Genomic DNA, 12333 nt, shown 5'->3' on the forward strand with positions numbered 1-12333 from the left:
TAGTTTCATTATTGAAGGACTTGTTCTAAAATAGGAGGAGGGACTGATTATGTCCCTCCTTAAATTTAGCGTTGGAGGTATTCGAGTGAAACGAAAAATGAATTTACGAGATGTTGAATTACAAGGTAAACGTGTATTTTGTCGTGTGGATTTTAACGTACCGATGTCAAATGGTGAAATCTCGGATGATACACGCATTCAAGCAGCACTACCAACGATTATGTACTTAATTCAAAACGGTGCAAAAGTGATTTTAGCTAGTCATTTAGGTCGACCAGACGGAAAGCCTGATGATGAGTTACGTTTAGATCCAATTGCACAACATTTAAGCAATTACTTAGAACAACCTGTATTTAAAACAGATGAAGTATATAGTGAAGATGTCGAAAAAGCTGTTAGTGAACTAGAAAATGGTGACGTTTTACTATTAGAAAACGTCCGTTTCGAACCAGGTGAGAAGAAAAATGATGAAACGTTAGCAAAACAATTTGCTTCTTTAGCAGATGTATATGTTAATGATGCGTTTGGAGCAGCGCACCGTGCACATGCTTCAACAGAAGGGGTTGCTCATCATGTTCCTGTAGCTGTTTCAGGCTATTTATTAGAGAAAGAAATCGAAGTATTAGGTAAAGCATTAGAAAATCCGGATCGTCCATTTACTGCGATTATCGGTGGAGCGAAAGTAAAAGATAAGATTGGCGTTATTGATCATTTACTTGACCGTGTCGATCATTTATTAATCGGTGGCGGACTATCTTATACGTTTATTAAAGCTTTAGGCCACGATGTCGGTAAGTCTTTACTTGAAGAAGATAAAATTGACTTAGCGAAAAGCTTTATTGATCAGGCAGCTGAAAAAGGTGTATCAATTCATTTACCAATTGATGTAACAGTAGCAGATGACTTTTCGCGAGAAGCTAATACGAAAATTGTACCGGTTGAAGAGATCCCGAGCGATTGGGAAGGTTTAGATATTGGTAACGAGACAGTAGAGAACTTTAGCCAAGTAATTAAAGACTCTAAACTCGTCATTTGGAATGGACCGATGGGTGTATTCGAATATGACATTTTCGCAAACGGAACGAAAAGTGTTGCCAAAGCGTTAGCTGAAACAGAAGCGTTCACGGTAATTGGTGGAGGCGATTCAGCTTCTGCGGTTGAGAAGTTCGACTATGCTGAACAAATGGACCACATTTCAACTGGTGGTGGTGCATCATTGGAGTTTATGGAAGGTAAAGTCTTACCAGGTGTTGCAGCACTTAACGAATTAGACGAAGAGGTGAAATAAATGCGTAAACCAATTATTGCAGGAAACTGGAAGATGCATAAGTTAGCTGGAGAAGGCGCTAGATTTTTAATGGATTTGCGTGAGAAATTACCAGCAGCAGAGAAGGTTGACACAGTCGTCTGTTCACCTTACATTCATCTACCATTATTAACAGAAACAGCACGTGACTTCCCTGTTTCAGTTGGCGCTCAAAACATGCACTTTGAAGATAGCGGTGCATATACAGGTGAAGTAAGTCCTGAAATGTTAAAAGATATTTTAGTGGAGTATGTCATCATTGGTCACTCGGAACGTCGTGAAATGTTCGGTGAGACGGATGAATCAGTTAATAAGAAAACGAAAGCTGCATTCAACCATGAACTAACACCAATTGTTTGTGTAGGTGAGTCATTAGAACAACGTGAAAACAATGAAACATTCACATTTGTTGAACAGCAAGTGAAAAATGGTTTAGACGGACTAACTGAAGAGCAGTTAAAACAAGTTGTCATTGCATATGAGCCAATCTGGGCTATTGGTACAGGTAAAACAGCTACGAGTGAAGAAGCAAATGACGTATGTGCACACATTCGCCAAGTATTGAAAGATACGTATTCAGAGGACGTCGCCCAAGCTGTTCGTATTCAGTATGGCGGAAGCGTTAAGCCAGCGAACATCGATGAGCTATTAAGCATGTCTGATATTGATGGTGCTTTAGTTGGTGGCGCTAGTTTAGAAGAAGATTCATTCTTAAAGTTAGTGGAGGCTGGTGCGAATGCCTAACCAACCGATTACAGCCTTAATCATCTTAGACGGTTATGCAATACGCGATGAAGCATTCGGCAATGCGATTAAACAAGCGCATACGGAAAACTTTGACCGTTATTGGAATCAGTACCCACATACTTCATTAAAAGCATCAGGTGAAGCGGTCGGCTTACCTGAAGGGCAAATGGGTAACTCAGAAGTCGGTCATTTAAACATTGGTGCTGGACGTGTTGTTTATCAAAATTTAACCCGCATTAATTTAGCGATTAAAAATCGTGAATTTCATCAAAATGAGAGTCTCAAAAATGCCGCTAATCACGTAAAAGAAACAAATGGTGCTTGGCACATTTTTGGCTTATTATCTGACGGTGGCGTACACAGTCATGAAGAGCACATTCATGCGATGTTAGAAACAGCTAAACAACAAGATGTCCAAGATGTTTATGTTCATGCCTTTTTAGACGGTCGTGACGTCGGTCCGAAGACGGCTGTAACGTATTTAAAGCGTTTAGATGAAAAGATGAACGAAATCGGCGTTGGAAAACTTGCGTCGGTTTCAGGACGTTATTATGCGATGGACCGTGACAGGCGTTGGGAGCGCGTTGAAAAAGCATTCCGCGCTATTCGTACCGGTGATGCACCTAGAGTTAAAGATGCTGTTAAAGCAGTTGAAGCATCTTATAATGAAGAAGTTGTAGATGAATTTGTTGAACCGTTCGTCTTAAGCGAAGATGGTGAAACACCTGTTGCGCAAGTTAATGATGGTGACGCGATTTTATTTGCCAACTTTCGTCCTGACCGTGCCCAACAATTAACGGATGTGTTTGTCAATAATCGCTTGCAAGACTTTGAAAGTGAATATGATCCAATTGACCGTATTCATATGGTAACGATGACGCAATATAGTGATGAGCTCGATGTTGATGTTGCTTATCCGCCAAATACACCAGAAAATACGATTGGTGAAGTCATCTCTAACAACGGATTAACGCAGCTTCGTATTGCTGAAACTGAAAAGTATCCTCACGTCACTTATTTTATGAATGGTGGTTTAGAGCAAACTTTCGAAGGTGAAGATCGAATTTTAATCGATTCACCGAAAGTGGCTACTTATGACCTTAAGCCTGAAATGAGTGCTTACGAAGTGACGGATGCTTTACTTGAAAGGTTCAATGAGGATCCACCTAATTTAACGATTTTAAACTTTGCAAATCCTGACATGGTCGGTCACTCAGGTAAACTACAACCGACAATTGAAGCGGTTGAAGCTGTGGATAAATGTTTAGGTAAAGTCGTCGATCAAATCATTGAACTTGGTGGTACGGCGATTATTACGGCAGATCACGGTAATTCAGATGAAGTGTTAAATGAAGATGGAAGCCCAATGACTGCGCATACGGTTAACCCAGTTCCAGTCATTGTAACGAAAGAGGACGTAGAGCTACGTGAGGATGGCGTCTTAGGTGACCTTGCTCCAACAGCTTTACAACTATTAAATGTTGAACAACCAGAAGCTATGACAGGACAGTCATTAATCAAAAAGTAAATCAAACTAAGGAGTGAAGACAATGCCTTACATTTTAGATGTATATGCACGTGAAGTTTTAGACTCAAGGGGTAATCCAACAGTAGAAGTAGAAGTAGCAACTGAATCAGGTGCTTTCGGTAAAGCAATGGTACCAAGCGGTGCTTCAACAGGTGAATACGAAGCGGTTGAATTACGCGACGGTAACAAAGGCCGTTACTTAGGTAAAGGTGTTGAAACAGCTGTAGAAAACGTAAACGAAATTATCGCACCAGAATTAGTTGGCTTTGACGCAACAGAACAACTAATTATTGACCAAGCGTTAATTGAACTAGATGGTACAGAAAACAAAGGTCGCCTAGGTGCAAACGCTATTTTAGGTGTATCAATGGCTGTCGCACATGCAGCTGCTGACTTTCAAGGAACCCCTTTATATAAATATTTAGGTGGGTTCTCAGCACACACACTACCAACACCAATGATGAACATTTTAAACGGTGGAGAGCATGCCGATAACAACGTCGATATTCAAGAGTTCATGATTATGCCGGTAACTGCACCAACTTTTAAAGAAGCACTTCGTCAAGGTGCAGAAATTTTCCATGCACTGAAGAAAGTATTAAAAGACAAAGGCTACAACACAGCAGTAGGTGACGAAGGTGGCTTTGCTCCGAACTTAAAGTCTAATGAAGAAGCGTTAGAAACAATTGTAGAAGCAGTAGAAGCAGCTGGGTATACAATTGACAAGGATATTAAGTTAGCAATGGACGTTGCCGCTTCAGAAATTTATAAAGACGGTAAGTACGAGCTAAAAGGTGAAGGGGTTACGCGTACAGCTGAAGAAATGGTTAACTGGTATGAAGAGCTAGTTAACAAATTCCCAATTGTAAGCATTGAAGACGGCTTAGATGAAAACGACTGGGACGGCTTTAAACTATTAACAGAGCGTATCGGTGATCGCGTTCAGTTAGTTGGTGACGATCTATTCGTAACAAACACGAAGAAGTTAGAAGAAGGGATCGAAAAAGGAATCGGTAATTCGATCTTAATTAAAGTGAACCAAATTGGTACGTTAACAGAAACTTTCGAAGCAATTGAAATGGCGAAACGTGCAGGCTATACAGCCGTCATCTCTCACCGTTCTGGTGAAACGGAAGATGCAACAATTGCTGATATTGCTGTTGCGACAAATGCAGGGCAAATTAAGACAGGTGCCCCATCACGTACAGATCGTGTCGCGAAATATAATCAATTACTACGTATTGAAGATGATTTAATGACAACAGCGTTTTATGCTGGTCAAACAGCATTTTACAACTTGAAATAATTGAATGGTTTTGATTGAGTTTGATCCCTAGGATGTTCAATTCTAGGATTAATTTTTCCAATTGTAAAAACTAATTCCCAAATAAGTATTTTCAATATATAATCGTAAACACAGAAAAACAACAGAAAAACCTTTTTTTATAAATTAGAAAGCGATAACATAACAATATAGTAACTTTCTTAGGGGGGAATATAGATGAAGGGTAACTTAACGAAACAGATTATTATTGCATTAGTATTAGGTCTATTAGTTGGTCTTGGTATGAATATATTCTTACCAAACTTATTCGAACCTGTTGATACGTACTTATTCGCACCTTTAGGTGATATTTTCTTACGTCTTATTCAAATGATGGTAGTACCTATTGTATTTATATCAATTGTGTTAGGTACAGCTGGTTTAGGTGATCCTAAAAAGTTAGGAAGAATTGGTGGTAAGACAATTGGTTTCTTCTTAATTTCAACGACAATTGCATTGACACTCGCGATGTCAGTCGCTTTAGTTGTTCAACCTGGTGAACCAGGCATTATTGATAATGTTGAAGCAGAAGGTGGTTTTGAAGCGGAAGAAGCTCCTTCTGTCGTTGATACATTAGTAAATATCATTCCGACTAACCCAATCGACGCAATGGTTCAAGGTGAAATGTTACAAATCATCTTTTTCTCTATTTTTGTCGGTTTCGGTTTAGCGTTATTAAGTAAGAAAACGGATCGTATCCACAAGTTATTTGAGCAAGCATTTGAGCTTGTTATGTTCTTAATTACGATCATTATGTACACAGCGCCATTTGGTGCATTCGGTTTAATTGCATCAGCTGTAGGTGGAGCAGGTTTAGACGCTATTGCAGCTATGTTCGAGTACTTTATGGTTGTCTTATTTGTACTCATATTACATGCCATTCTTACGTATGGTGCGGTCGTAAAATTCTTAGCCAAGAAAAACCCAATCTGGTTCTTTAAAAACTTTGCACCAGTAATGAGTGTTGCCTTTGGTACAGCAAGTAGTGGTGCAACATTACCAGTATCGATGAGCACAGCTCAAAAACGATTAGGTGTGCGTGAATCGGTTAGTGGTTTCGTTCAACCAATTGGTGCAACGATTAACATGGACGGTACTGCGATTATGCAAGGTGTCGCAACCGTATTTATTGCGCAAGTTTATGCCCAAAGCTTAACATTTACTGAAATGATTACAGTCGTGTTAATTGCCGTATTAGCATCAATTGGTACAGCAGGCGTACCAGGTGTCGGTCTAATTATGCTAGCGATGGTATTAGACCAAGTCGGATTGCCAGTAGAAGCGATCGGTTTAATCTTAGGTGTTGACCGTTTACTTGATATGACGCGTACTGCCGTTAACGTAACAGGTGATGCAGCTTGTGCGCTATGGGTAAATGAAACAGAAGAAGATACAGAAGAACACGATCGACCTTCTGTTAGTCAAAGCTAATAGATTAGCTATTTGGTTAAAATTAGCTTGAAATTGTTCTGAAAAGTGTGCTACATTAATGTTATGGAATTGTGCGCACGCAATAGGAGGTCATAGCTATGTATGGAGTTTTAGCTACTATTTTATTTCTTAATACGATTGCGTTAATTACGGTTGTATTACTTCAACAAGGTAAGAGTGCTGGTTTATCTGGAGCGATTTCAGGTGGAGCTGAACATCTTTTCGGAAAACAGAAAGCACGTGGCATGGACGCCATTTTACACCGTGTAACCGTTGTATTAGGTGTATCATTCATGGTTTTTACATTTTTATTAGGTTATATCGTAACGTAAAAATAAACGTTAAAAGAGCAGTAAGTGTTACACTTACTGTTCTTTTATGTTTTATAACGATGGAAAATAAAGGAATATTGTTGTGTGAATGACAAAATGATTAAACCTATCTAATTGGGGAAACGTAACAGAGAGTAGAGTAGAAAGGGAGAAAGACAGAGATGAAAATCAAAGAACCAAAACCATTTACATTCGAAGCAGGAAACCGAGCAGTTTTATTATTACATGGGTTTACTGGCCATTCAGCTGATGTTCGTATGCTTGGCCGTTATTTAGAAAAACAAGGATATACATGTCATGCACCAATTTACCGAGGACATGGTAAACCACCAGAAGAACTTACTAAAGCGACAGCGAAAGAATGGTGGGAAGATGTTGAAGCAGCTTATGATCATTTAAAAGAGTTAGGCTATGATGAAATTGCGGTTGCTGGCTTATCACTAGGTGGCGTCTTGTCATTAAAACTAGCGATGAATAGACCAATTAAAGGGGTTATCCCAATTTGTACGCCGATCTTCTTTGATAATAAAGAAGAGCTTTCAGCAGGCTTTCGTTTTAAAGCAAAAGAATATAAGCAATTACAACAAAAGGACAAAGACACAATCGAACAAGAAGTTAATGAGTTAATGGAAGAGTCAGATGACACATTTGATTCATTAGCGAACTTGATTAACTCTGTACGGGAAGACTTAGATACAATTTATGCGCCAACGTACGTACTACAAGCAGAAGAAGATGAAATGATTAATAAAGATAGTGCTAACTATATTTATGACAATGTTGAATGTGATGAAAAAGATTTGAAATGGTATGAGGGTGCTCCTCACGTCATTACATTAAGTGATTACAAAGATCAAGTACATGAAGATGTTCATCAATACTTAGAAAAGCTAGATTGGTCTGAATAAATGGTTTTACTTGAGGTGATATAATATGGATTTTGAACAAATGAAACAAAGGTTAGAACAATTTTTCACAGAAGAGGCAACAAAACCGTTAAGCATTGAAGAAGTACAAGCAACACTAGAAATTACGGACAGTGATGAACTCATTCAATTGATGAAGGTTTTAAATAGCTTAGAAGATGAGGGTACGTTAATTCGTAACCGTAATGACTTGTATGGCTTACCTGAAAAAATGAACTTAATTCGTGGACGTATTCAAATGCATGCGAAAGGTTTTGCCTTCTTGATTCCAGATGATGAGAATCATTCAGACATTTATATTCATCAGTCTGATTTAATGTCAGCGATGAATGGTGATATTGTCCATGTCCGCATTGAAAATGAATCTTATGCAGGTAACCGTCCTGAAGGGATTGTTGTTAGAATTATTGAGCGTAACGATCAGCCGATTGTTGGTACTTACCAAGATAATGGGCGTTTTGGTTTCGTTATTGCAGATGATAAACGGATCCCTGGTGACATCTTCATTAAAGAAGGTAATGAAAATGGTGCCGTCGATGGGCATAAAGTTATTGTTAAAATTATTGAATATCCTAAAGGGGTTAGAAGTGCAGAAGGTGAAGTAGCTGAAATTCTAGGACACAAAAATGACCCTGGTATAGATATTTTAGCGATTATTCATAAACATGGCATTAAAGCAGAGTTTGATCATGAAACGATTGAGCATGCGAATAGTATTCCAGAAACGATTGACGAATCTGACTTGGAAGACCGTCGTGACTTGCGTGACAAACAAATCGTTACGATTGACGGTGCGGATGCGAAAGATTTAGATGACGCAGTCCGTGTTGAACAATTAGATAATGGTAACTTCTTATTAGGTGTTTATATTGCAGATGTGACAAACTACGTCAAAGAGGGATCACCGATTGATAAAGAAGCATTCGAACGTAGTACAAGTACGTATTTAACAGACCGTGTGATTCCGATGATTCCACACCGCTTATCAAACGGGATCTGTTCATTAAATCCACATGTCGACCGTTTAACACTAGGGTGTGAGATGGAGATTGATGGTTCTGGTAAAGTCGTAAATCATGAAATTTTTGCAGCTGTCATTAAAACAGAAGAACGTATGACTTATACAGACGTTAACTCTATTTTACAAGGTGATGAAGAAGTCCGAGAGCGATACCAGTCACTTGTACCGATGTTTGAACTGATGGCTACGTTAGCTCAAACTCTTCGTTTCAAACGTTCAGGCCGTGGAGCAATTGATTTTGACTTTAAAGAAGCAGAAATCGAAGTCGATGAAGAAGGTCAACCAACAGATGTTGTCCTTCGTGAACGTGGTGAAGCTGAGCGTTTAATCGAAGAGTTCATGTTAATCGCCAATGAAACAATAGCTGAGCATTTCCATTGGATGGACGTGCCATTCATTCACCGTATTCACGAAGACCCAGACGCAGGTAAGCTAGAAAAGTTCTTTGAGTTTGTTGCTAACCTGGGCTATACAATTAAAGGGACAACAGATGACATTCACCCTAAAGCTTTACAAAAAGTTTTAGATCAAGTTTCTGGAAGTAAGGAAGATTTAGTTGTATCAAAACTGATGTTACGCTCGATGCAACAAGCGAAATATTCACCTGAGAGCGTTGGTCACTTTGGACTTGCAACACAGTTTTACACGCATTTCACGTCACCGATTAGACGTTACCCAGACTTAATCGTTCACCGATTAATTCGAACGTATTTAATCGAAGGTGACATTAGCAGTCAAACGACAAAGAAATGGGAAGAGAAGCTTCCAGACATAGCGCGACACACATCAGAAATGGAACGTCGCTCTGTGGATGCTGAGCGTGAAACAGATGACCTTAAGAAAGCTGAGTTCATGTCAGATAAAATTGGCGAGGAATTCGATGGTATTGTTAACTCTGTTACGAACTTCGGTATGTTCGTCGAGTTACCGAATACAGTTGAAGGTTTAGTTCACGTTAGCTACCTAACGGATGACTATTACCATTATCACGAAAATGCTCAAGCGATGATTGGTGAGCGTACAGGTAATATCTTTAGAATTGGTGATGAAATTAAAGTTCGCGTCATAGGAACAAACATTGAAGAACGCGTCGTCGATTTTGAAATCGTCGGTATGAAAGAACGTAAAAAGAAGAAAAAGGATTAAGATATAATCAGAGCATTGAATTGGGGCCGATTCAATGCTCTTTTATATGCTAAGTTAGTTGTTTTTAAGCTGGTTAAGGAAGCCATTCACGATCTGGCTATACTTTTCATTAATCTCTTCTTCATTCACTGTTAATACTTTTCGATCTTTCATCACCCATTTACCGTCGACCATGACATGTTGGACTAAATCACTATGCTCACTAAAAAGCATATTGTGAAGAGTTGTTGAAAAATCACCTTGATTGACTAAAGGTTTCAAAGAATTTTTGTTAATAAAAATTAAATCAGCTTTGTAGCCTTCTTGTATTTGACCAGTCTCTTCATGAAGTCCATAAGCTTTGGCACCATTTTCGGTTGCCATTTTGAAAATATCTTCAGCAGCATAGTTATTAACGGGTTGGTTAATCTTCAACAAGTAATAAGTCAATTTCATTAAATCCCACATGTTAGTATGAGCAAAGTCAGTACCTAAACAAACATTAATGTTTTTTTCTAACATCTCGTTAATATTTGCAACTCCAGCCCCGGTATCTAAATTTGATAGCGGGCAGTGAACGATGGAACTTCCCCTATTAGATACGACATCCAAATCATTATTTGAAGCATAGACGGTATGAAACAGTATCGTTTTTTCATCTAATAAATTAAATTCTTCATAAAGGCTAATACTTGATTTACCGAAATTAGATTGAACTAAATTGCTTCTCCATTCATTTTCTAGACAATGGGTCATCATAATCGGGTTATACTGTTCTTTTATCTTTTTAACTTTAAGTAGCTCTTCACTCGTTAGATCCTCTTCTTCTAATAGATGGGATCCGTATGAAATGTTGTCATCTGTATGTTGAACGTAATTTCCAATGTCTTCGTAAACGTCAATCATTCCACGAATACCAAGTTCATTCATCGCATCTTTTAATAAATGTGGTGCTTCTCCTGGATCAGAGTCACTGACAAAAGTGACCCCATGTTTCATCATATCCAAATAACTTTTTTGAGCTATATGTACAAAATCTTCTTCAGAAAGGACTTCGTCTATGTATTCAAAGAATGCTTGTTGAACCTTTCCTTGCTCAGAGTCGTTGCACCAATCTGGCAAACCCATTTCCTTCATCAACCCTTTTGCTAATGAAGAGTAGCTGTGAAAATGCCCATTGATTAGCCCTGGGATCACAATGTAATCTTCACAGTCTATAATGTTATTGTGGCTATTAGGTTCAAATGAGATTTTACCATCAGTAATCTTAATATCTCGCGTTTCAAACTTCATGTTTTTATTTAAAAATGTTACGTTTTTCAAAATCACTTAGCATGCTCCTCGCTTAATTGGCACAAATCTAGTGTAAAATTGTTTATAGTCTGATTTTATCATATATCCTATATCACTTATTTTATATACAAATGATTTCGTACGCACTTAAATACGGTAAACCCTAAAACCCCTCCAACAGTATTTAAAATAATATCATCGATATCAAAAACACCTAACGCGGTTACAAATTGAATAAATTCAATTATTAGGCTGAGTAAAAAAGATAAAAGAACTATCTGTGATAAATTTTTAAATCTGTCATAAACAATAGGAAGCAAAACACCTAAAGGTATAAACATTATAATGTTTCCTAAGGTATTATGAAACCAAGTATTAAAATTATAGTGAGTAAAATTAGTAAAATAATTAGTAATGCTACTAAAAGGGACTATGTTGTGTGATACGTCATCGTACTGGCCAAACGTTCTGTACTCTATGTTTATATTCATACTGTAAAATAGTAAATTGGCCATTAATAAAAGGATTATATAGCTATAAAATAGTATATTAACAATTGGGATTGATTTTATTAGTCTTCTCATTGACAACACCTCCATAGTAAAAGGTATGTCCAAACAATTTTTATATTCAACTATAGGACTAGACAAGAATGAAAGAGAAAGGTAAGAACTTATAATGAAAATAGTTATTCGACCATATCAAAACAAAGACATTAGTAAAATACAACAATTAAATAAAGCAGAAGGATGGACTAACTTAATTGAAAATCACTCAGCTACAAAAGAAGCATGGCAACACTCAAATGTAGCCTATGTTATTGAAAAGGAGGATCAAGGAGTAATTGGCTACGTCAGAGGGCTTACTGATACACGTGTGACCTTATTTATCTGTGAAATGCTTATTGATCAAAAATTTCGAGGCTTAGGTTTGGGAAAAGAACTGCTTCACTATATACACTCAATTTACCCAGATGCGAGACTTGAGCTATTGGCTAACCAATCATCTCGCTCATTTTATGAAGAGCTTAATTTTCGTTCATTTTATGGTTTTAGGAAGTTGAAACAAGAATAATTGTGTGTGGAGAGGATGTGGAATAATGGCTCGGGGAATGACATATTTGTTCGCTCTTATATTGTTGTCTATTATACTCTTTTTTATCGTGACAGGTATATTTGAAACAGACATACCAGCTATTACTTTCCTACTTTCAATGATTGTTAGTCATCTTGTATTAGAGAAAAATGAATGGGTGATTGATAGACTCATAGCTTTAAGGAATTGAAGTCTCTCCAAAATC

The 12333-nt window shown here is 37.8% G+C and carries 12 protein-coding genes; 10 read left to right on the top strand and 2 right to left on the bottom strand.

Annotated elements, in window-relative coordinates:
• Positions 1-49: 49 nt before the first annotated feature.
• From A194_RS0103650 to rnr, 8 genes are all read left to right on the top strand, one after another.
• On the top strand, positions 50-1288 hold the full coding sequence (locus tag A194_RS0103650) for a phosphoglycerate kinase (RefSeq protein WP_017185532.1): 1239 nt from the start codon (positions 50-52) through the stop codon (positions 1286-1288).
• A complete protein-coding gene (gene tpiA, locus A194_RS0103655; protein ID WP_017185533.1) occupies positions 1289-2050 on the top strand; it encodes a triose-phosphate isomerase in 762 nt (253 codons plus the stop codon).
• Positions 2043-3581 carry a 2,3-bisphosphoglycerate-independent phosphoglycerate mutase gene (gpmI, locus tag A194_RS0103660; RefSeq protein ID WP_017185534.1) on the top strand — a complete coding sequence of 513 codons (1539 nt, stop codon included), beginning with the start codon at positions 2043-2045 and terminating at the stop codon, positions 3579-3581. The genes tpiA and gpmI overlap by 8 nt, the downstream gene beginning before the upstream one ends.
• 22 nt (positions 3582-3603) lie before the next feature.
• Positions 3604-4887, top strand: coding sequence for a phosphopyruvate hydratase (eno, locus tag A194_RS0103665; protein WP_017185535.1), 1284 nt, complete (start codon positions 3604-3606; stop codon positions 4885-4887).
• Positions 4888-5082: 195 nt separating this feature from the next.
• Positions 5083-6336: a dicarboxylate/amino acid:cation symporter gene (locus A194_RS0103670; protein ID WP_017185536.1), complete on the top strand. Its 1254-nt coding sequence runs from the start codon at positions 5083-5085 to the stop codon at positions 6334-6336.
• 98 nt (positions 6337-6434) lie between these two features.
• Entirely contained in the window at positions 6435-6668 is a 234-nt protein-coding gene (secG, locus tag A194_RS0103675; protein ID WP_017185537.1) for a preprotein translocase subunit SecG, read from the top strand.
• Positions 6669-6829: 161 nt separating this feature from the next.
• The gene (locus A194_RS0103680) at positions 6830-7576 is read left to right on the top strand and encodes an alpha/beta hydrolase (RefSeq protein WP_017185538.1); all 747 of its coding nucleotides are present in this window, start codon (positions 6830-6832) and stop codon (positions 7574-7576) included.
• Positions 7577-7601: 25 nt separating this feature from the next.
• Entirely contained in the window at positions 7602-9761 is a 2160-nt protein-coding gene (gene rnr, locus A194_RS0103685; RefSeq protein ID WP_017185539.1) for a ribonuclease R, read from the top strand.
• A 54-nt stretch (positions 9762-9815) separates the two neighbouring features.
• On the opposite strand, the gene A194_RS0103690 is transcribed toward rnr, so the two are convergent.
• Entirely contained in the window at positions 9816-11069 is a 1254-nt protein-coding gene (locus tag A194_RS0103690; RefSeq protein WP_017185540.1) for an amidohydrolase family protein, read from the bottom strand.
• An 80-nt stretch (positions 11070-11149) separates the two neighbouring features.
• Positions 11150-11632, bottom strand: a complete 483-nt coding sequence (locus tag A194_RS21285; protein ID WP_083834228.1) for a VanZ family protein — start codon at positions 11630-11632, stop codon at positions 11150-11152.
• A 79-nt stretch (positions 11633-11711) separates the two neighbouring features.
• Between A194_RS21285 and A194_RS0103700 the strand changes: the two genes are divergently transcribed.
• Together A194_RS0103700 and A194_RS0103705 are read left to right on the top strand one after the other, a co-directional pair.
• Positions 11712-12107: a GNAT family N-acetyltransferase gene (locus A194_RS0103700; RefSeq protein ID WP_017185542.1), complete on the top strand. Its 396-nt coding sequence runs from the start codon at positions 11712-11714 to the stop codon at positions 12105-12107.
• A 25-nt stretch (positions 12108-12132) separates the two neighbouring features.
• Positions 12133-12318 (top strand): hypothetical protein, encoded by a 186-nt coding sequence (locus A194_RS0103705; RefSeq protein ID WP_017185543.1) that lies wholly within the window; start codon positions 12133-12135, stop codon positions 12316-12318.
• Positions 12319-12333 lie beyond the last annotated feature (15 nt).

The sequence above is a fragment of the Alkalibacillus haloalkaliphilus C5 genome, assembly GCF_000269905.1.
GTDB classification, from domain to species: Bacteria; Bacillota; Bacilli; order Bacillales; family Alkalibacillaceae; genus Alkalibacillus; species Alkalibacillus haloalkaliphilus_A.